We start from the raw sequence: 19,167 nt of genomic DNA, 5'->3' as shown, positions 1-19,167 counted from the left end.
CTAGCGCTTCGGCACGGTGAATTCGCCCTTCACATAGACAAGAGGGTCGCGATCGGCGTTCATCGCCTGCGCGACCACCTTGCCGATGAAGATGGTATGACTGCCGGCGTCGTACGAATCGGACACCCGGCAATCAAAGCTGCAGATCGCCTCGACGAGGCTCGGTGCCCCCGTTGCGAGTCCGCGCCACAAACCGTCACCGAAGCGGATATCCCCCTTGCTGCCGTCCTGGCCTGCGAATTTCTGCGCCAGCGCGGCGTGATCCGCCGCGAGGATATTCCAGCAGAACGATCCACTCTGCTTGATCGTATCGTGGGCGTCCGCCGCCTTGTTGACGCAGACGAGCACGCTCGATGGATCGGTCGATACCGAGCAGCCGGCCGTCAGCGTCAAACCGTGCCTGCCCGGTTGCGTCCCGGTCGTCACGATGGACACGGCGCCGGGGACGTTGCGCATCGCGCTGCGGAATTCCGTGCTGCTGAACACCGGGATTTCCTGGGTAGGCATGGGCGGCACTCGGACGTTCATGGTGATGGATTCCCCGATACGTTGGACCAAGCAGTCGAGAGCGGGCTTGCCGCCCTATTTAGTCGCGGCTTGAAAGAGCTGAATCGTATTGCGTTCCGGGTCCGCGCAATGGGCCACGCGACCGTGCTCGCCCATGTCCCGAATTTCGCCGAGCGCCTCAGCCCCCTGCGCCCGCGCACGCTCCAGAACCGTCTCCAAGTGGTCCACCTCGAATACGAGGACAGCATTCCGGGACGGTTCAGAAACGGATTCGGCCGGGCTCGCGACACAGAGCGCGGCCTTTTCTCCGACGAACTGAATCCATTTGCCACGATCCGCGAACCGGATCGTCAATCCGAGCGCTTCGTAGAACTTGGCCAATGCTTCGGGGTCGGCGGCAGTAAGATAGACGTGCTTGAGTTTCACTTTCTCACTCCCGATTCCGAACAGGGCGTCGATCTGCGATTTTCCGCGAGCTCGATTGTCCCCGCGACAATCGCGCCGTTCGGCCGGCATTAATGCTCAAACTGGTGGGGCACCACCTCATCGCGCAGCATATCGTGCCGCGGTATGTAGGCCTTGGCGTCATTCCTCACCGGGCCTGCGCGGCGAGCGGAGGCGATCCATCTTTGCTGGACCCTCTCGCCGGCTTTGCGAAGGAATCGGCCGTTCTCAACACAGGATCGCGATCGTAGAGAGATCTCGCGTTGCGCAATCCTTAACGACCCGCATCGCGATACGGACGTCTCGCTCGCCACGATCTATCGGGCGACCTCTGTTTCGGCGCGTGTCAGCCCCAGGCAGATTGACCGTTTTTCGATACAAGTCGTCATTTTGTCGAAATTCCCACGGTCGCGACTGCGGTTAGCATCGCTGTCATTGAGATGTCACCACGCGAGATAACGCGCGGGACCGGGCCTCGACGAAGCCACAGTTGGCCAGGGAGAAATCGAATGACAACGACGGCTCTGGACAGGATAGACATCAAGATTCTGAATGAACTGCAACAGAACGCCGACTTGACCAACGTCGAGCTTGCTTCGCGCGTCAATCTCTCACCTTCACCCTGCCTCGCCCGCGTTCGCACGCTTGAGAAACTCGGCGTGATCGACCGGCGAATTGCCGTGCTGGATCCGGCAGTCGTCGGGATCAGCGTTACTGCGTTCATCCAGGTCAAGCTTGAAAAGCAGGTCCAGCTATCACTCGAGAACTTCACGCGCTCAATCGATCGCCTGAACCAGGTGATGGAGTGTTACCTGATGACGGGCGATAGCGATTATCTTCTGCGTGTGATGGTGTCCGACATCGAGGCGCTTGAAGACCTCATCGTGAACAAGCTCTCGCGCATACCGGGCGTTACCAGCATTCGGTCAAACCTGGCCTTGAAGCGGATTTCTCACAAGACGATACTTCCTATCGACTCCAATCAGCCCGTTCAGATCAAGACGCGCAGTCCGGCCTCCAGGCGCATCGAGAGACCGGCCAAGTCACACTACGACGCCGCCCTTCAGACGCGAATTGACGGCATGAGCATCGAGACTTCGCGCGCGCTCGACCACAATGCGGCCAGCTTCTAGCGATCGGGCAACTCCCAGCCTCGGCGCGGCAACTGGCGCCGCTCGCAGGCACCGCACCGACAAGGCGATCGAGACGCTCTGTCACGAAACCCGAGCATCGATGCGAGCAATCATGTCTCGTCGCTGCAGCTTCTCTATGGTCCGATTTCGCGATCTACATCTTGTCGCTTTAGGGGCCCGATAGCGGCCTGACCTTATCCCACGGGGGCCGCCTAGCCATTTTTGCGGATCGCTGCGGATTGCGCGAAATCGTAGTTTGGCGCACGAAATCGTGCATCTGGCGGAGAGAATGTCAGTCAATCCCTATTGAAGGATAAAGCATTTTCGACCTTCCCAAATCAACGATCCACCAATTCGGCTACGGGCGGAAAATTGAGTTTGGTCTGTGCGCAAATTTGCAACCGGGAACCGCCGGTTAAGCGGCGACGGCCGCTGATTATTATCTCTTGCGGGCCGCCCCTGTTCAGACAGTTTCCAAAGCGGTCACAGACGAGCTATCGAGCGCGATGGCCTGGAGAATCTTGTCCACCGCTGCATTCGCCCACTGATGGAGTTCGGCTGTCGTTTTGTTCTGCAGAGGATGAGGTACGTAAACTGCTGCAGCGTCGAGCCCGATCGCTCCCTTTTGAGACTCGAAAGCTTGTTGAAACTCGGTAGTCAGTACGCTGACACCGGCGAGTCCCTTCTTGTCGAGATCGTTCAGGTCGTGCGTAGAGCACGACGTGCAGGATCCGCAGTCGGACAGCGCGATGATGACGGCATCGCAATTGTCCGCGATATCCTTGATCATCTCGCGAGGGGCTACCCGCGTGTTGGTGGGCTTCTTGTACCTACGCGTCTCGATACCGCGCTCTGTGCAGAGCTGTTCGAGACGGTCGATGAACTCGTCGCCGCGCATTTTTCCGATGTCCATGAGCGCGATGGTCTTACCGACGACCGAGTCGAGTGGCGCCGCCCGTTCGCGCAACTCCGATGCAGTCTCCGCGGTGGGGTCACGAAAGCTGATGCCGTATTTCATGTTGTGATCTCCATTGTCACTGGTTTGGATTCATTGCGAAACCGGCCGCCAGTCCAACCAGCGCAAATCGCCGAGAACAAGCCTGCCTGTCCGCCCGCCTGCACGATCAGCAGACCTTCCGGCCAGAACTTGTTAACCATCTCGTCCGCCCGGCGCGTGTCGACCCCTTCGCCGACGCCATGGGCGCCCTGTATGACGTCCTTGCCGGGACGCACCATCGCCCTGTGAAGTTCTTCGGTGATGCGCCCGCGATCCCACCCGGCTTCGCGGAAGATGGCATAGTGCTCCGGAACGAGGACCAACAAGGCGTTCGTGAATTCGCACAACTTGTGGTGCCCGACGGCCAGCAAGGACATGGCTAGCGATTTCGTGAGTTGCTCGGGAGTCCTCGACCGCTGGTCGATGAACCCTTGTATGCCATCGCCCTGGAAGAGCGTTACGGCGTTCTTCCCGGGCTCGATCCCACGCGCGACCGACAGAGGCATCCACGAGGGATCCGATTCGTCCTCCGCAAAGCAGAACGTGTACTTGCCTGGACCGCCGAGGACGGCGCGGTCGAGTTCGCCGGGACGGCCGCCGCCCACGTTGCGGATGATCAGTTGAAGCGCCCGGCCGATGGTCGCATTGGCGCGATTACCTTGGCCGAGGCAGTTGATGCCGGAGTTCATGCCGATTTCCCGCGCGACCGGTCCGTTCACGACGATGATCGGGCTTGAGAAGCACGTCGTGCAGAGCAGGCCGTGCATCGTGAACAGCGGGTCCAGCGCCGCCTCCAGCGCCGTCAGAACCACTGGCATGTACTCGGGACGGCAGCCCGCCATCACGGCATTCACTGCGACCTTCTCAACGGTGATCGGCGACAGGTTCGGAGGCACGGCGCCGATGATCTCGTCGGGCTTGCGCGAGGTGCCCTCCAGCATGCGGAGAATGCGCACATCCGTCGGAGGAACAACAGGAAGGCCATCGCTCCATCCACGATCGAAGCAGGCTTCGATCTCGTCATCCCATTCTCCGAGCCTGATCTGCCGCGTTTTGAAATCGAGCTTGCCGTACTTCGCACGCAAGACATCGTAGACGCCCGGCTCGCGTGACTTCGAACCACAGCCCGGCCGCATCTCGGGCAATCCTTCGCCCAATCCCTCAAGACCCGTGAGTTTCTCCCAATCCGCGCGGCTCCAGCCGAAGGTGCGGGCGACCTCCTTGCCATGCCGCATGCGGACGATTGTAGGCACGGCCTCCACGTCGAACGCAAAAGACGATTCGAGCGCAGAGTCGTCAAGCGCCGACACGGTTGACGGAAAGGAGGGATCGTCTTGAGTGTAGACAACGGTCGGTATCTTGTCGGCGATCTGACCGATCACCTGCTCCACCATCTGACAGGTCTCGCATTCGCGTTTGGCGAAGATCAGGACGCCGTCCAGGTGTTTGACGTTGATATTCAAGGCACTGCCTCCATGTTGCTGCACCCCCTCCTCCATCGCCATTCGGCGAGGCGGCATCGGCGCTTTCGGTTATTCGCCAGATCGAATGTTTAGTTCAGTCCGGTTGCGGCTCGGGCGACATGATCCCGGCCGTGGGGACCCGGGAACGGTCTGCTGATGCAGTCACGGGTCTCAGGTTGAATTTCACGCCGGTTCCGAAGCGCTCCGCGTAGGTCGCGTCCGCCTGGACGGGATCGAATTCCCCGCTCATCTTCGAGACGACAACCGTCGCGACACCGTTTCCGATAATTTGGTTACCGAGCGCGCTTCCGACATGAAACGATCGATGCCGATCAGCAGGGCCAGGCCTTCGACCGGCAGAACGTGCGTGGCGGACAGCGTCGCGGCCAGCACAACGAATCCGGATCCTGCGACCGAGCCGGATCCCTTCGAGGTAATGAGCAACAGCAGCAGAAGGCCGCACTGTTGGGCCAACGACATCTCGATTCCGTAGGCCTGCGCGATGAAGAGCGCCGCCATCGAGAGATAGATCGCGGTGCCGTCCGCGTTGAAGGAGTAGCCGACTGGCAAGATGAGGCCTACGCTGGAACGCGAGCATCCCAAGCGCTCGAGCTTGTCCATCAGGCGGGGCAACACGCTTTCGGACGAGCACGTGCCGAGCACGATCAACGCCTCGTCGCTCATGAAGCGCAGAAAACGCGTGAAGCTGAAGCCATTCAATCGAGCGATCGCGCCAAGCACCACGAAGAGGAAGATGATGCACGTCACGTAGACAGCGAGGAGCATGTGGCCCAGCACGAGGATCGAGCCGATGCCGTGGCGACCAACGGTAAATGCCATCGCGCCAAACGCACCGACCGGTGCAAGGCGCATGATCATCCCTACGATCTTGAACAGGATGTCGTTCGCCGACTGAGCCAGCAAAACGAACGGCCTCGCGCGTTCACCGATCAGCACGGCGGCGCAGCCGAACAGAACGCCAAAGAAGACGATCTGGAGCAGGTCACCCTTCGCGAAGGCCGCGACCGCGTTGTCGGGCACGATGCCAGACAGGAAATCGAAGAAGTACGATCCGACCGGCGCTGCCTTATATTTCGAGATATCGACGGCGTGGCCGCTGACGGCGGCCCTGTCGAAGCCAGCGCCCGGCTTCAACATATTCATGACGATTAGACCTACGATCAGGGCGATCGTAGAGACGACCTCGAAATAGATCAGCGCCTGCCCCCCGACGCGACCCAAGCGGCGCAAGTCGCGGACCTCGGCAACGCCGATGACGATTGTCAGGAAGGCGATCGGCGGGATGACCATCTTGATGAGTTTGATGAAGACGTCGCTTAACGTCTGCATCGAGGTGCCGACGCTCGGCCAAAGCGCACCAACCATCGCACCCAGCAAAAGGGCCAACACGACCTGCGCTGTAAGATTGCTCGAAAATTTACGAAGCAACGACGACATTGGAAAAACCTCCCAGGACCATCCGCCATATCGCAGCACAACTGGAATTCCAATTATGGCGCGCGACCGAAAAACTGGCAATCTGGAATTCCAGATTGAGCAATTGGCTTTTGGGCCTATTCTGCGGACTCCCTCGCCTCCTCGGCCGACGGCTTCGGCGCCGCCCGCTCCGCCAGGTACTTTTCCGCCTCTAGTGCAGCCATGCACCCCATCCCGGCGGCGACCACAGCCTGCTTGTAGCGGTCGTCGCTCACGTCACCGGCCGACCAAACATTCTTTCGTGAGGTCGCCGTCGACCACGGCGCGATCTTGATGTAACCGGCATCCGTCATGTCGAGCTGGCCTCGGAAGAGTGCGGTGGCCGGGTCGTGGCCGATGGCGACGAATGCGCCTTCGGCGGAGACGGACGTCTCCACTCGCGTGATACGGTCCAGCAACCGTAGTCCCGTTAGACGACGCGAAGGCTCGCTCTCGCCGAGAAACGCCAGGACTTCAGCGTTCCAGACAACTTCGATTTTCGGGCGGGCGAAGAAGCGATCCTGCAGGATCTGCTCCGCGCGGAGCTTGTCCCGCCTATGTATCAGCGTGACTTTGGACGCATGGTTCGTGAGGTAAAGAGCTTCTTCGACCGCGGTGTTGCCGCCGCCGATGACGACGACCTCCTTCCCGCGGTAAAAGAAGCCATCGCAAACCGCGCAAGCCGAGATGCCGTATCCCGAATAATCTGCTTCGCCGGGACTGCCGAGCCATTTCGCCTGGGCACCGGTGGCGATGATCAGCGCGTCTCCCAGGTAGGTGTCGCCGGAGTCGCCCTGGGCAACGATGGGATGCTGCGAGAGATCGACCGACATGATCGTGTCAAAGACGATGCTCGTGCCGACGTGCTCGGCCTGCTGCCGCATCTGCTCCATCAGGTCGGGGCCTTGGACCGCCCGAGCAAACCCAGGGAAGTTTTCGACGTCGGTGGTGGTTGTGAGCTGACCACCAGGCTGCATTCCCGTGACCAGAATCGGCTTCAAATTGGCCCGCGCCGCGTAAACAGCCGCGCTGTAGCCGGCTGGGCCTGCGCCAATGATGAGTACCTGCGTCTTAATATCAGCCATACCATCTTCTCCCTAACTGGAATTCCAGCTATGGACAAAGCGGCATATATCGTCAACTGGAATTCCAGTATTAAAGAGAGCGCTATTTGTTTCGGAGGGCTCTCTTCGGGCGTCGACCCGCAGTGGCTTCAGTCAGTTCGCTGCCGACGATCTGCAAAGCAAGCCCCTGGACGATCTTCAGATGCGAGACGAGTTCTACGTTTGCCTCTTCGATGCGGCCCGTGACGGTCAAGTCCACGATCCGTCGATGCTGTTCGACTGCCCGACTCATCCGTTCGAGATCGGCCGGAAGCCGGTAGCGGATCGCATTGAGTTTGTGAGTGATGACCCGGTAGGCGTCCGTCAACAGCGGGTTTTCCGCGGCGTGAACCAGAGCCTGATGGAATTCGGAATCCATCCGTTCGGCGGTCTCGACGTCCTGTGCTTCGACTGCGAGCGAGCCCGCGGCGATCTGCTTGGACACGGCGGCCGCTAGCTTTTCGGGGTGATCCGCCAGAAGACGGAGAGCACCCAGCTCCAGGACGGTACGCATCTCGCACAACATCCGGACCGACGCTTCATCCAGGACCATGACGAAAGTGCCGCTCTGAGGACGAATCACAACTAGCCCGTCCCGGGCGAGACTGGCGAGAGCCTCGCGCACGGGCGTTCTGCTGATCCCCAGGGAAGCAGCGAGCGCGCGATCCGACAATTTCTCGCCGAATTCGAATTCGCCTCGAATGATGCCCTCGCGGATCGTTTTCTCGGCCTGGGCAGCAAGGTCTACATATTGATCCATGCAACTGGAATACCAGACTCCTTGATCGCGGGCAATAAATGAGCAGGTGCCCGGCTCATTGCAGCAAGCCGTCCGGCTAAAGTGGGGGTAGCTCGATGGTTGCGTTCGCTAACCTGTCTCGGGCCCTCTATCACCGGTCTGAGGCGAAGCAGCTTTCCTGATAACGTCCTGGATTATGGGACGGGGCATGCCATTGTACCGGCTGTCAGATAAGGGCGATGTTGGCCCGATAAGTGGAGTGGGCCCTCCAGGGGGGACAGGTTGGCTTTCAGTAATTGACCGGACGGCCGGGCTTTCAGAGGATGAAGGCCCATGGCAAAGCACCGAACCCACAGCGTCGAGTTCAAACGGCAGGTGTCGCAAGAGTATCTGAGCGGCGAGACGCTGCACGGGCTCGCGAAGCGGCATGACATCTCCCGCAATCTGATCCGGATCTGGGTCGAGAAGTTTCAGGCAGGCGCTCTCGATGAAGATTTGGCGGCGGCCGATCTTCTCCAGGATTATGAGGCGCGAATTGCCGCCCTCGAGAGGCTGGTCGGGAAACAGGCCCTGGAGCTCGAGTTTCTAAAGGGGGCTCTGCATGCACGACCGCGGAGGAGAAGCGAGCCTACATCCGCGATCACCGGCCCCGCGGCCTCTCCGTCACGGAAGGATGTCGGCTGATGGGGATTGCGCGCTCGACTTACTATGACCGCTCTGAGAAGGCGGCCGATGATACTGCGATCGTTGAGGCGATCGCCACTATCTGCGACGAGTTCGAGCACTATGGCTGGCGTCGCGTCCAGGCTGCGCTTCGCCAGCAGGGCCTGATCGTTAATCACAAGAAGATCCGCCGCCTGATGCGTGAGCATGACCTTCAGCCGAGATTACGTCGCCGCTTCATGGTGACAACAGACAGCGATCACGGTCAGCCGACCTTCCCGAATCTCGCCACCGACATCACTCCCACCGGTACCGACCAACTCTGGGTGGCCGATATCACATATGTCGCCATCGCCGGCGGCTTTGTCTATGTCGCCGTCATCTTGGATGCCTGGTCACGGCGAGTGGTCGGATACGCCATCAGCCGCTCGATCGACGCCCGGCTGACGCTCGCGGCCCTGGCCGCCGCGATCGAAGGCCGCAAACCACCTCCCGGCTGCGTGCATCATTCCGATCGTGGATCACAAGGCGGATTCAAACGGTCGTCGCAACACTCGGAGGTTGGAGGTTGCGATGAACGTTGTAAGGCGCCGATCGGCGCGGTCAGGACGAGCCCCATTGCCATCGCCAGGACGGCCGTCTGTTGCAGGACGCGATGAACAGAATAGATTTTGGCTGGCGATTGCCGCGGGGCTAAGCAGCGAGGATGCTGCGCTGGAAGCCGGATTGTCACAACCTGTCGGAAGCAGATTATTCCGAAAGGCGGGCGGCATGCCACCAGCGATGTTCAGATCTTCGGCAAAGGTACTCTCCGGGCGGTACCTCTCATTGGTAGAGCGCGAGGAGATCGCACTCCTCAAGGTGCAGGGCCATTCCAGGCAAGAGATTGGACGTCGCCTGGGGCGGGCTGCTTCGACAATATCCCGTGAACTGCGACGCAACGCGGCTACCCGCGGCGGCGGGTTGGAGTATCGGGCAACAACTGCCCAATGGCATGCGAATCGATCCGCCCGCCGACCCAAGCCGACCAAGCTTGCGCTCAATGCAACCTTGCGCACTTATGTGGAGGAGAGACTTGCTGGCGGCGTCGTAGCCCCGAGCGGCGCGCTCGTTCCTGGTCCCGCCGTTCTGTGGAAGGGCCGCCGGCATGGCCCACGCAAGGATCGGCGATGGGCCAAAGCCTGGAGTCCCGAGCAGATTGCCCGACGCTTGCCGATCGACTTCCCGGACGACAAGACGATGCGCATCAGCCATGAAGCTATCTATCAAGCTCTCTTCGTTCAGGGCCGTGGGGCGCTGCGCCGCGAGCTGACGGCCTGCTTGCGAACCGGGCGTGTATTACGGATGCCCAGGGCGCGCGTACGCAGGCGAGGCAAGGGGTTTGTCTCGCCGGAGATCATGATCAGTGAGCGCCCTGCTGAAGCTGCCGATCGAGCAGTGCCGGGACATTGGGAGGGAGACCTCATCCTCGGTCTTGGCAGCTCGGCAATCGGCACGCTGGTCGAGCGCACGACGCGCTTCACGATGCTATTGCACCTTCCCCGGTTGGCGGGGCACGGCGAAGCTCCGCGCGCGAAGAACGGACCTGCGCTCGCGGGACACGGGGCCGAGGCCGTGCGCGACGCGATCACGCGCACCGTCATCACCTTGCCCGAAGAACTGCGTCGCTCGCTGACCTGGGATCAGGGAGCCGAAATGGCTCAGCACGATCGTCTCAAGATCGATGCGGGTATCCAGGTCTACTTCTGCGACCCGCAAAGCCCTTGGCAGCGCGGTACTAACGAGAACACCAACGGGTTGCTGCGACAGTACTTCCCGAAAGGCACAGACCTCAGCATCCATAGCGCCGACGAGATATCCGCTGTGGCAGCGGCCCTCAATGCCCGTCCGAGAAAGACACTAGGCTGGAAAACGCCGGCGGAGGCGCTTGACGAATTGCTGTTATGAGTGAAAACAACTGGTGTTGCGACGACCGTTTGAATCCGCCCAATACGCTGCGGCTGCCTATCGCGATCATCTTGCCGCCCACGGCTTGATCGGCTCCATGGGCCGGCGCGGCAACCCATACGACAACGCCACGGCGGAGAGCTTCATGAAGACACTCAAGGTCGAAGCCGTTTATCCGATGGCATTCGAAACCTTCATCGACGTTGCCGAAAACCTTCCGCGCTTCCTTGAGGAGGTTTACAACCGTCGACGGCTTCACTCGGCACTCGGTTATCTCAGTCCTGTGCAATTCGAGGATCAACACACCCGGCGAACGGTCAAACCAGCAGCCTGACCCCGTCTGCTCCGAGGGGCCCACTCCAAAGCAGCAACATCTCGTGGTCATCATGTCGGCTGCGGCCAGGATCGCTTCGCGGCGTCGACGAACCATCGATCGTCGTCGCCGAGGTTCGCTATTATGCGCCGTAGCAGCCCTACCAGCAGTTCAGTCTCCTCGGTCGAGAAGCCTTCGAGCGCTATGTTGCTGGTCTCAGTCAGGGCGGCGCGGGCGGCGCCGATCTGATCGAAGACATGATCGGCGAGCTTTATGAGGCTGCTCCGCCGGTCGGTCGGGTTAGGCTCTCGCACCACCAGCCCGTCGCGTTCCATTCGTCGCAACAACTCCGCCATGCTGGGCTGTTCGATACCGGCAAAGCGAGTCAGTTCGCCCTGCGTCCGACTACTGCCGTCCCTGAGCTGCACGAGCACAGGTAGCTGATTGACGCTTATCCCAAGCGCTCTGAACCTGCTGTCGTTTTGCCGTGCGAGAAGATGCGCGCAGCGTGTGGCCAGCATCGTCGGCGATTCACTGGGATTCCAGCTGTCCTGCTTCACTGGTTCGCTCCTCATTGCATAGGGCCCGATATTGATATATAGAGGCCTATGTTTCTAACCTAAGAGGCCGAACATGCAAAAGGGAGGAATCGCCATTATCGGCGGCGGGCCGGGCGGACTGATGCTCGCTCGTGTCCTTCAGCATCATGGCGTGGCTGCCACAGTGTTCGAACGCGAAGCGCGTACGTTCGAGCGTCAACAGGGCGGCTCGCTCGATATTCACGAGCCATCGGGTCAATGGGCGCTGAAGGTGGCCGGCCTCCATGACCGCTTCCGCGAACTTGCCCGATATGACCATCAGGGCGGCGCCATCTACGATGAGCATGGTAGAAAGCGCTTTGAGGAGCCCGACTTCGGCTCAGGCACCAGGCCGGAGATCGATCGCAGCCAGTTGCGTCAAATCCTGCTCGACAGCTTGGAAACAGACGTCGTGCGCTGGGGCGTGAAGATCGTCGAGATCAGTAAGAAAGCGACGGAGCGTTTCGATGTGATGGGCGAAGCGGGCCTGCTCGGCACTTTCGATCTCGTCGTCGGCGCCGATGGTGCATGGTCGAGGGTCCGGCCGCTGCTGACGGCAGTGAAGCCCGCTTATTCAGGCGTTGTCGCCTATGATATCCGCATCACCTCGGTCGACGAGCGGCACCCTGACCTTGCTGCGATGCTGCCACGCGGGAAGATCAGTGCGATCGGACATCATCGTGGCTTGATGGCCCAGCGCAGTAGCCGTGGCGAAATCCACATCTACCTTATGCTACCCGTACCGGAAAAAGACCTGTTGCCTGGCCCCGTGAACCTCGGCTCCGTCGAGACGGCCCGCTGCGATATGAGAAACCTCTTGCAAGGCTGGGCGCCATCGCTGCTCCGGTTTGTCGAGGCGTTCGATGAGTTGCCCATTCAACGTCCGATCGTGGGGTTGCCCGCCGGATTCACGTGGCCACACCAACATGGCGTGACGCTGATCGGGGATGCCGCGCATGTCATGGCGCCGTTTGGTGGCGAGGGCGTGAATCTCGCGTTGCAGGATGCGGCCGAACTGGGACTGGCGCTTGCCCGGCACGGAATCTCTGACAGCAGGATAGAAGATGTCGAGCGTCGGATGATGCGGCGGGCGGAACCCGCGGCTACGATCGGGCTGGAAGGTATTCGCGGGTTTGTTGCGGAGCATGCCCTTGAACGCGTCCTCCGCCGTTTCGAAGCTTTCAGCCATGGCGCCAGGGAGGCGGCGCAACCAGCACGCTAAGGCTTAAACGCAATCAGAGGGTTGAAGCTGCAGTGGCTTTCCTGATTCACATGCAGCGTGGATTGCGGGAGGCGAGGCGTGGCGCTGTTCTGGCTGTCGGACGAGGCGTGGGCGACGATCGAGCCGCGTCTGCCGAAGAATCAAGCCGGCGCCCGGCGTGTCGATGATCGCCGTGTGATCTCCGGCATTCTGCACGTACTGAAGGTCGGCTGCCGCTGGTGCGACTGCCCGGCCGACTACGGGCCGTCGACGACAGTCTGCAACCGGTTCAACCGCTGGTCGCGCCAGGGGTTCTGGCTCAAGTTGTTGGACGCGCTGGTCGATGCCGGCGCGGTGACGAGAAGCACCGCCATCGACAACACCTACGTCAAGGCGCAGCGGGCTGCGTTCGGGGCAAAGGGGGCGTGCCGCTCAGCCAATCGGCCGCTCGCGCGGCGGTTGGACGACGCGCTCACCGTCGTCATCGGCTGCCCCTATGTGCTGATGCTGACGCCCGGCAATGTCAGCGACATGAAGGTCGCGCCCGCACTTCTCAAACGTGCGGGGCGTATGCGCTACCTGCTCGGCGATAAGGGCTACGACTCCGACCGTTCGCGCCGCTTTGATCGCGAGGCGAGAGCTACGCCCATCATACCCGGCCGCCGCAACCGCAAGCGCGCCATCCGCTACGATAAGCAGCGATACCGCAGCCGTCACCTCATCGAGATGCCTTCTGCCGCCTCAAGGATTTCCGCCGCATCCATACCCGCTACGACAAGCTCGCCGCCAACTTCCTCTCAGCCGTCGCACTCGCGACAGTCGTCACTTTCTGGCTCTGAACGAGTCTGAGCCCTAGCGCTCGACTGTGCGACGGCGACACTATCGCGAGGTGGAGGGCGCTCCCCTCCTTGGTGGCGTCCAAAACCCAAACAGCTCGCTTTTAGCTCCTTAGCGCGGCTCGGAGTGCGCTTCGACAAAGGCGCGAAGGTGTGCGTCGCGTATATCGAGTACATCGAACAGCCCCAAGGCCTGCAAAGCCGGAAGCGCCTCGATCACATCGCGCTCTGCCGTTTCCCGATCCTCAACGCTAGTTTTGGGCGCAGCCAGCATCCGGGCATTGGCGAGAAACGCACCCACAGAACCTTTGCGAACGTTAACTCCATTGATCACAGCCTGGTTGACGTCGTCCGGCATCATTTCTTTTGCACGCACCGTATTTCTCCTTCGATTACAACCCGAGAATAGCATGTGACGCTGGCGTTGCTGCGCGATCTAGGCCATATAATACGCAGTTGAGGCCATGTCGAAGCCACTGATTGAACCTAGCCGCGCCGATACGGACGCGAACCCTCCGCTGGTCGCCGTCTTGGCAAACGGTGGCGAACCGCGGGTTACTCCCGCGCATCAACATGCGCGCGGACAACTTCTCGGGGCAACGCATGGGCTCATGACCGTCGGCATGGACTCGGGCCATTGGATTGTACCGGCGATTCATTGCGTATGGATACCGCCGCATCATTCTCATGCGCTGTGCTCCCATGGACCTTTCGTCGGGTGGAGCGTTTATGTCGCTGAGGACTGCTGTGCGGACTTACCGGCGGCACCCAGAACGATGCAAATGTCGAGCTTACTGCGCGAATGCGTGGCCCGCGCGGCAACTTGGTTGGATAGCGACCAAGGCTTGGCCAGAACTCATCTCACCGAGGTAATTCGTGACGAAATCCGCTCGCTGCCGCGCGAGCAATTCGGTTTGCCCATGCCAACCGATCCACGACTCCTTCGGGTTGCCCGCGCGCTGGCAGACAATCCTGCCGATAAGCGACGCCTAGACGAGTGGGCCCTCCTTGCCGGGACGCCAGTGCGGACGCTGACGCGATGATTTCCGATCGAAACCGGGTTCAGCTTCACCGAGTGGCGGCAGCGCGTACGTCTGATGCGAGCGCTGGAAATGCTCGCCGACGAAATTCCGGTGACCACTATCGCTCTCGATCTCGGCTATGAAACGGTGAGTGCGTTCATCGCGCTGTTCCGGCGCACATTCGGGACAACGCCGGCGCGCTATTTTCTCCACGCCCCAGCCCGGCAGCGGTGACGCCTCCGCGCGCCCGTCGCTTGCCAAACCATTTTCCAGCGGGCGGAAGCGTCCAAGCCATTGTCTTGCAGTGCCGCAAGTCGAGAGACGATTTATACTGTCTCGGAAGGCGCGTCATTCCACCGCTGGCCGCGGTCGACGATCGGGCGGACTTTCATAACGACGCAGTTGACGGTCGCCTGCAGCTTTTTCGGCGCCATGCTTTTCAAGATTGCCTGGCGGGTCGTGTCGTACTTTTCCGGTGCTAGTCCAGATCTCGCGGACCTTGGCGTAGAGCCGGGCTCCATAATAATCGCGCGCCCTTGGCCCAGGGAGATAGGCCATGAAGACGATCGCAGCATTTTCGCGGATGTTGTCGAAGCTGGTGGACACGGATTCGCGGATCTCGAAATCGACCGTGCCATTGCCGAGTAAACGCGGCGTGCCCATTAGCGCTACGCTTGGCTCGCTGTGCCGGTTAGCGGTGCAGATGAGTTCATTATGCTGATCTTTGAAGAAGGATCGCAGGGCGTCGGAAAGCGCGCTGTGCAATGACGCTTCTGTTGGGAACTAAAGGGCATTCGTGAGCAACTCTTCTCTCGAGAATTCATCGATCGGATAATCGAGCTGGCCTTACTGCGGGGTCGAAACCATATGATACGCCTTTAAAGCCAGTTAGGTGGCGCTGCGTCGAATCCTATCCAAGTTGATCTGCGGAGCTGCCAGTCACCGGCTATTTGGGTGCATGCTTCGCAGAGGCGACGATCAGCATCCATCGCTTGGCCCTAGCGGCTTCTGTGTGCGTCCAGCTCATGACCGGGCGATTCACGCGTTCCCTATGCCTCAGTAGCGACCAGATCGTCCGCCAAGGCGTCTTTCAATTGCGCGAACGCTTGTTCGACCTCGGCGAGTTGGCCGGCAAATGTGGCGGCCGGATCGATCTGGCCCGCATTGGCTACGATGAGTTCGTGGGGTAGCATGAGCGCCGGCCGAACGGCGACCGGCTTCATTTTGACGTATTGGCAGACCTGCACGAGTTGTTCGGCGCATTTGCCACCGCCATGGCCGCCGTAGCAGACGATCATCGCCGGCTTTCCAGCCCACTCCTTATAAAGGTGGTCGATCGCATTCTTGAGCGGCGCTGGATAGCCGCCATTATATTGGGGCGTCACGAACACAAAGGCTGGCGCGGCGGCGACCTTGTGGCTCCATGCACGTGTACGCTCGTGCTCATACTGACCCGTGTTCGGCATTGCGGATTCGTCATCCATCGGCAGCGGCCAGTCCGATAGGTCGACCACTTCGAATGATAAGGACGTCGCGTCCCGCCCGAGCGTGGCGATCCAAGCCGCAACCTGCGGCGCAATGCGTCGAGGCCTTACGCTTCCCACGATAACGAGAACAGGTGATTGCAAGCTACATCTCCTTTTGTTTCTAAGTCCGATTCATCGAGCCGAATGCGCGCTACGCCTTTACGAGCATCGTCAGCATCCCAGCTTGCCACAGCCGGCTGAACCGTTTCCTGGATACCGGGCGCGAGCTAAGGTCGGTCGCCCGATCGACTTGGCTTCTGGAACCGTACTTCATGGCATAGCCGACGGAAAATCGACCTGACCGAGAAAGGTCGGCGAATAGCCGATGCCGGGATCGAGACCGTCGGAGAGATTTCCAGTGAGACGTATTCCCCGTTAAGCCAGCAAGAGTTCCGAATGCTTGCGGAGATACTGAAGAAGGTTATCCGCCGGTGAGAGACAAGAGGCTTGACGGCAGCTATCGTATGCGCCCATCCGCTTAAGAAAAAGGGCCCGGCGATAGTCCGCCGGGCCAGGGGAGGAGCGGAAGATAACGTCTGCGGCCGACAGGCCGTCGATCGGATCAGAGTTCAGCGACTAACCCGCCGGACCGGCATCCTCAAGGATCGGGCCGAACAGATCCCAGCGCTCGCCGTTGAAGCGCATCATCTGTAGCCGTTTGTGGAGACGGTAGTCAGTCGGCGAGGTGTTGATCTTGATCCCAGGCAGCGCGAGGTCGCCTGTGACATCCTTGAGCGATGCCGCCTGCTTCATGACGTTCTCGCGCGTCAGATCGGCGCCGCACTGCTGTAGCACGTGGACCAGAAGCTGTGCCGCACCATAGCCATAGGTATTGAAGTTAGAGCTCTTGTCTCCATCTGGATAATACTTCTCCATGAAGGCAAGGTAGCGCTTTACGCTCGGATCGTCCTTCCATTGCGGATCGAGCGGCTCCTTGCCATAGTTGGTGCTGATGAGACCCTTCGCATTTTCAAGCCCGGATGGTTTCAGGACGCTTCCGACGGAGGTGGCTTTCATGTCGACGATCCGCACCGGATGCCAGCCCATTTCGGCGGTCTTCCTGATCGCCTGCGCCGCTTGCTTCGGCGTGGCGGCAATGAAAAGCAGGTCGGCGCCCGCATCCTTGATTCTGAGAACATGGGAATCGACGGTCGGATCGGACACTTCGTAGGACGTCTCCGCGACCATCATCGTGGCGGCCTTGTCGCCAAGCCCTGCCTTGACGCCGTTCAGATAGTCCTTGCCAAAATCGTCATTCTGATAAAGCACGCCGATCTTCGCGCTCGGATGTTCCCTCAGGATGTATTGGCCGTAGATGCGCCCTTCGACGAAGTTGTTTAGATCGTAGCCCATGGTCCAGGGAAAGTTGTTCGGATCGGTGAACCTCGAGGCGCTTGCGGCCGCGAACAGCTGCGGCACTTTCCTGGAATTGAGATATTTCTGCACGGCAGCGTTCGAAGGCGTACCGACAATCTGGAAGGTCAGGAGCACCTCGTCGCTCTCGATGAGTTTGCGCACCTGCTCCACCGCCTTCGGCGGTGAGTAGGCGTCGTCATACTGGATCAAGTTGATCTTGCGGCCGTTAATGCCGCCCTGTTCGTTGATCATTTTGAAGTAGGCGGCTTCGGTCTTTCCAATCGAGGCATAGGCCGACGCTGGTCCCGAAAACGGCATGGTCTGGCCGATCTTGATCTCGGTGTCGCTGGCGCCTGGGTCGTATTTCTTCTGAGCATTGGCCGCAGAGATCGGCAGCACGAGGATCAACGCCATTACCGCGGCCAGATGCAAGATTCGCTTCCTCATTCGTAATTTCCTTCGCAACTTGTTTGATTGAACGGGGTGTCAAGCAGAGCTTCACAGTGCGCCGGGCGCTTCCCTCAAGCTGCGCCGACGGCTTCGCGGGCGAGCGCGAGACAAGGGGCCGTCATATGTGCTCTCGCTATGCAAGCGAGGCGATCCTTCCGAACCCGCTGCGGTGAAAGATGAGAGGCTGCCTGCGGCTATGAACGACGACGGCGTGGAGTTTCAGCAGCACGATGACGTGATCGCCCGCATCCAGCTCCTCGCGGACAGTGCAGTCATACTGGGCGATCCCCTCGACGAGCATCACCGCACCGCTGTCGGTGATCTCGAAGGCAACGTCGTTGAACCGGTCCTGGGCCGGACCCGCGAGTTGGCGGCACAAAGCGCCGTGGTCCTCGGCGAGCACGGTGATTCCTAGGCGCTTGGCCCGGCGCAGCTTGGGCCACGTGGTCGAACCTTTCGCGACGGAAAATGACGCCAGCGGGGGGTCCAGAGAGACCGAGGTAAACGAGGAGGCCGCGAGACCGACCAGCCTCCCGTCGACCTGCGCAGCCACGGCCACGACGCCCGTCGGGAACGCGCCGAAGGCCTCGCGCAGCGTCCTGCTGTCCATCTGCTCGCTCATGGATTGCATGCGATCACGCTCCGTGCATAGTGGCGTACGCGACGACGAGATCGGTGACGGCGTCCAATGCAGCGTGGCCGATCACTTTCGAACTCCCGGTGGGGTCGCCGAGGACCCCGTTGGGTGAGACCGAGTCGATGCCCTCGACGAATGCCCGACGCAGGAACTCCTCGTCGACCGTGCCCCGGTACCCCGCCGCCGCCTGGTCGGTCCGAACCCTCTCGGGGTGCAGGACGAGCATCACCGAGGTCTCCGCCACGTCTGCGTGTCCACCAACGTGGCCTCCCAGACCGGCGACCGACTCCGCGGACTTCCGCCACGCGTCGAGGATCGCGGCATTGTCTCTGTAGACGATGACCTGAAGCGCCGGAGCGAGCGCAGTGGCCAGCCGCGGTTCGAAGTCGCGCATGATCGGGTAATTGCCGATGTGCCCGGAGAAGAGGACCACGCGATCGAACCCGTGCGCAGCCAGGCTGCTGCAATAGTCCAGACAGATCGCCTCCAGCGTAGAGGGACGCACCGAAAGCGAGCCACAGAAGCCGAGGTGGTGGGGCGAGTACCCAACCCTGACCGTTGGCAGGACCAGCGCAGCTCCAAGCTTGCGGGCTATGCGCAGCGCTAGCGCGTCGGCATGATCGCTGTCCATTGACAGCGGAAGATGAGGTCCGTGCTGCTCTATCGCGCCCAGAGGAAGGATCGCTGTGCGGGCGCCGGCGGCGATCGCCTCAGCAATCTCAGAGCTAGTCAGGTGTTCGATCCGCAGCTCACGCGGTTGCTCGGAACGCATCACT

Annotated in this window: 22 protein-coding genes; 8 read left to right on the top strand and 14 right to left on the bottom strand. The window is 60.7% G+C overall.

What is annotated here, in order from left to right; all coding sequences use genetic code 11:
• Entirely contained in the window at positions 1-507 is a 507-nt protein-coding gene (locus AB7Z56_RS13640; protein WP_441256325.1) for a flavin reductase family protein, read from the bottom strand.
• 75 nt (positions 508-582) lie between these two features.
• Positions 583-933 carry a VOC family protein gene (locus AB7Z56_RS13635; protein ID WP_441256324.1) on the bottom strand — a complete coding sequence of 117 codons (351 nt, stop codon included), beginning with the start codon at positions 931-933 and terminating at the stop codon, positions 583-585.
• A gap of 527 nt (positions 934-1,460) precedes the next feature.
• On the opposite strand from AB7Z56_RS13635, the gene AB7Z56_RS13630 reads away from it, so the two are divergent.
• Positions 1,461-2,084 (top strand): Lrp/AsnC family transcriptional regulator, encoded by a 624-nt coding sequence (locus AB7Z56_RS13630; protein WP_441256323.1) that lies wholly within the window; start codon positions 1,461-1,463, stop codon positions 2,082-2,084.
• Between the two features lie 463 nt (positions 2,085-2,547).
• On the opposite strand, the gene AB7Z56_RS13625 is transcribed toward AB7Z56_RS13630, so the two are convergent.
• The 5 genes from AB7Z56_RS13625 to AB7Z56_RS13605 form a co-directional block, all read right to left on the bottom strand.
• Positions 2,548-3,102 carry a UGSC family (seleno)protein gene (locus AB7Z56_RS13625; RefSeq protein WP_441256322.1) on the bottom strand — a complete coding sequence of 185 codons (555 nt, stop codon included), beginning with the start codon at positions 3,100-3,102 and terminating at the stop codon, positions 2,548-2,550.
• Positions 3,099-4,544 (bottom strand): thioredoxin family protein, encoded by a 1,446-nt coding sequence (locus AB7Z56_RS13620; protein ID WP_441256321.1) that lies wholly within the window; start codon positions 4,542-4,544, stop codon positions 3,099-3,101. The genes AB7Z56_RS13625 and AB7Z56_RS13620 overlap by 4 nt, the downstream gene beginning before the upstream one ends.
• A gap of 246 nt (positions 4,545-4,790) precedes the next feature.
• Positions 4,791-6,002, bottom strand: a complete 1,212-nt coding sequence (locus AB7Z56_RS13615) for a cation:dicarboxylate symporter family transporter (protein WP_441256320.1) — start codon at positions 6,000-6,002, stop codon at positions 4,791-4,793.
• A gap of 116 nt (positions 6,003-6,118) precedes the next feature.
• Complete coding sequence (gene trxB, locus AB7Z56_RS13610) at positions 6,119-7,105, bottom strand: thioredoxin-disulfide reductase (RefSeq protein WP_441256319.1); 987 nt, start codon at positions 7,103-7,105, stop codon at positions 6,119-6,121.
• An 82-nt stretch (positions 7,106-7,187) separates the two neighbouring features.
• Complete coding sequence (locus tag AB7Z56_RS13605; RefSeq protein ID WP_441256318.1) at positions 7,188-7,883, bottom strand: GntR family transcriptional regulator; 696 nt, start codon at positions 7,881-7,883, stop codon at positions 7,188-7,190.
• A gap of 312 nt (positions 7,884-8,195) precedes the next feature.
• On the opposite strand from AB7Z56_RS13605, the gene AB7Z56_RS13600 reads away from it, so the two are divergent.
• The 4 genes from AB7Z56_RS13600 to AB7Z56_RS13585 are packed head-to-tail and all read left to right on the top strand — an operon-like array spanning position 8,196 to position 10,806.
• The gene (locus AB7Z56_RS13600) at positions 8,196-8,546 is read left to right on the top strand and encodes a transposase (protein ID WP_063981905.1); all 351 of its coding nucleotides are present in this window, start codon (positions 8,196-8,198) and stop codon (positions 8,544-8,546) included.
• Positions 8,495-9,184, top strand: a complete 690-nt coding sequence (locus tag AB7Z56_RS13595) for an IS3 family transposase (RefSeq protein ID WP_231145767.1) — start codon at positions 8,495-8,497, stop codon at positions 9,182-9,184. Before AB7Z56_RS13600 ends, AB7Z56_RS13595 begins: the two co-directional genes overlap by 52 nt.
• Entirely contained in the window at positions 9,099-10,472 is a 1,374-nt protein-coding gene (locus AB7Z56_RS13590; RefSeq protein ID WP_210168703.1) for an IS30 family transposase, read from the top strand. Before AB7Z56_RS13595 ends, AB7Z56_RS13590 begins: the two co-directional genes overlap by 86 nt.
• Positions 10,473-10,485: 13 nt before the next feature.
• Positions 10,486-10,806, top strand: coding sequence for an integrase core domain-containing protein (locus AB7Z56_RS13585; protein ID WP_144030515.1), 321 nt, complete (start codon positions 10,486-10,488; stop codon positions 10,804-10,806).
• Between the two features lie 50 nt (positions 10,807-10,856).
• Here the strand turns inward: AB7Z56_RS13585 and AB7Z56_RS13580 are convergent, their stop codons facing one another.
• A complete protein-coding gene (locus AB7Z56_RS13580; protein WP_441256317.1) occupies positions 10,857-11,345 on the bottom strand; it encodes a MarR family winged helix-turn-helix transcriptional regulator in 489 nt (162 codons plus the stop codon).
• Positions 11,346-11,418: 73 nt separating this feature from the next.
• On the opposite strand from AB7Z56_RS13580, the gene AB7Z56_RS13575 reads away from it, so the two are divergent.
• Together AB7Z56_RS13575 and AB7Z56_RS13570 are read left to right on the top strand one after the other, a co-directional pair.
• Complete coding sequence (locus AB7Z56_RS13575) at positions 11,419-12,585, top strand: FAD-dependent oxidoreductase (protein ID WP_441256316.1); 1,167 nt, start codon at positions 11,419-11,421, stop codon at positions 12,583-12,585.
• A gap of 78 nt (positions 12,586-12,663) precedes the next feature.
• Positions 12,664-13,403 (top strand): IS5 family transposase gene (locus tag AB7Z56_RS13570; RefSeq protein ID WP_441256315.1). Its coding sequence is split into 2 segments (ribosomal slippage): positions 12,664-13,291 and positions 13,291-13,403, totalling 741 coding nucleotides; the frame shifts between segments, so codons are not numbered across the junction.
• 109 nt (positions 13,404-13,512) lie between these two features.
• Here the strand turns inward: AB7Z56_RS13570 and AB7Z56_RS13565 are convergent.
• Positions 13,513-13,776, bottom strand: a complete 264-nt coding sequence (locus AB7Z56_RS13565) for a hypothetical protein (protein WP_441256314.1) — start codon at positions 13,774-13,776, stop codon at positions 13,513-13,515.
• A gap of 673 nt (positions 13,777-14,449) precedes the next feature.
• Between AB7Z56_RS13565 and AB7Z56_RS13560 the strand changes: the two genes are divergently transcribed.
• Positions 14,450-14,656 carry a helix-turn-helix domain-containing protein gene (locus AB7Z56_RS13560; RefSeq protein WP_441256827.1) on the top strand — a complete coding sequence of 69 codons (207 nt, stop codon included), beginning with the start codon at positions 14,450-14,452 and terminating at the stop codon, positions 14,654-14,656.
• A 114-nt stretch (positions 14,657-14,770) separates the two neighbouring features.
• Here AB7Z56_RS13560 and AB7Z56_RS13555 read toward each other — a convergent pair whose 3' ends face one another.
• The 5 genes from AB7Z56_RS13555 to AB7Z56_RS13535 all read right to left on the bottom strand — a co-directional run bounded on the left by AB7Z56_RS13555 (position 14,771) and on the right by AB7Z56_RS13535 (position 19,163).
• Positions 14,771-15,187, bottom strand: a complete 417-nt coding sequence (locus AB7Z56_RS13555; RefSeq protein ID WP_441256313.1) for a hypothetical protein — start codon at positions 15,185-15,187, stop codon at positions 14,771-14,773.
• Positions 15,188-15,471: 284 nt separating this feature from the next.
• Positions 15,472-16,050, bottom strand: coding sequence for an NADPH-dependent FMN reductase (locus AB7Z56_RS13550; protein WP_441256312.1), 579 nt, complete (start codon positions 16,048-16,050; stop codon positions 15,472-15,474).
• 474 nt (positions 16,051-16,524) lie between these two features.
• Positions 16,525-17,751 carry an ABC transporter substrate-binding protein gene (locus AB7Z56_RS13545; RefSeq protein WP_441256311.1) on the bottom strand — a complete coding sequence of 409 codons (1,227 nt, stop codon included), beginning with the start codon at positions 17,749-17,751 and terminating at the stop codon, positions 16,525-16,527.
• Between the two features lie 136 nt (positions 17,752-17,887).
• On the bottom strand, positions 17,888-18,385 hold the full coding sequence (locus AB7Z56_RS13540) for a flavin reductase family protein (protein WP_441256310.1): 498 nt from the start codon (positions 18,383-18,385) through the stop codon (positions 17,888-17,890).
• A gap of 4 nt (positions 18,386-18,389) precedes the next feature.
• Positions 18,390-19,163 carry a creatininase family protein gene (locus tag AB7Z56_RS13535; RefSeq protein WP_441256309.1) on the bottom strand — a complete coding sequence of 258 codons (774 nt, stop codon included), beginning with the start codon at positions 19,161-19,163 and terminating at the stop codon, positions 18,390-18,392.
• Between the last annotated feature and the right edge of the window lie 4 nt (positions 19,164-19,167).

It is taken from the genome of Bradyrhizobium sp. 482_C4_N1_8, assembly GCF_052075965.1.
GTDB classification, from domain to species: Bacteria; Pseudomonadota; Alphaproteobacteria; order Rhizobiales; family Xanthobacteraceae; genus Bradyrhizobium; species Bradyrhizobium barranii.
This window is presented reverse-complemented; position numbering and strand designations above follow the sequence as displayed.

What these genes read in the sequence shown, in the direction of transcription:
- AB7Z56_RS13640 (WP_441256325.1), bottom strand. Translation starts at nt 507, where the DNA reads ATGCCTACCCAGGAAATCCCGGTGTTCAGCAGCACGGAATTCCGCAGC.
- AB7Z56_RS13630 (WP_441256323.1), top strand. Translation starts at nt 1,461, where the DNA reads ATGACAACGACGGCTCTGGACAGGATAGACATCAAGATTCTGAATGAA.
- AB7Z56_RS13625 (WP_441256322.1), bottom strand. Translation starts at nt 3,102, where the DNA reads ATGAAATACGGCATCAGCTTTCGTGACCCCACCGCGGAGACTGCATCG.
- AB7Z56_RS13615 (WP_441256320.1), bottom strand. Translation starts at nt 6,002, where the DNA reads ATGTCGTCGTTGCTTCGTAAATTTTCGAGCAATCTTACAGCGCAGGTC.
- trxB (WP_441256319.1), bottom strand. Translation starts at nt 7,105, where the DNA reads ATGGCTGATATTAAGACGCAGGTACTCATCATTGGCGCAGGCCCAGCC.
- AB7Z56_RS13605 (WP_441256318.1), bottom strand. Translation starts at nt 7,883, where the DNA reads ATGGATCAATATGTAGACCTTGCTGCCCAGGCCGAGAAAACGATCCGC.
- AB7Z56_RS13600 (WP_063981905.1), top strand. Translation starts at nt 8,196, where the DNA reads ATGGCAAAGCACCGAACCCACAGCGTCGAGTTCAAACGGCAGGTGTCG.
- AB7Z56_RS13590 (WP_210168703.1), top strand. Translation starts at nt 9,099, where the DNA reads ATGAACGTTGTAAGGCGCCGATCGGCGCGGTCAGGACGAGCCCCATTG.
- AB7Z56_RS13575 (WP_441256316.1), top strand. Translation starts at nt 11,419, where the DNA reads ATGCAAAAGGGAGGAATCGCCATTATCGGCGGCGGGCCGGGCGGACTG.
- AB7Z56_RS13545 (WP_441256311.1), bottom strand. Translation starts at nt 17,751, where the DNA reads ATGAGGAAGCGAATCTTGCATCTGGCCGCGGTAATGGCGTTGATCCTC.
- AB7Z56_RS13540 (WP_441256310.1), bottom strand. Translation starts at nt 18,385, where the DNA reads ATGCAATCCATGAGCGAGCAGATGGACAGCAGGACGCTGCGCGAGGCC.
- AB7Z56_RS13535 (WP_441256309.1), bottom strand. Translation starts at nt 19,163, where the DNA reads ATGCGTTCCGAGCAACCGCGTGAGCTGCGGATCGAACACCTGACTAGC.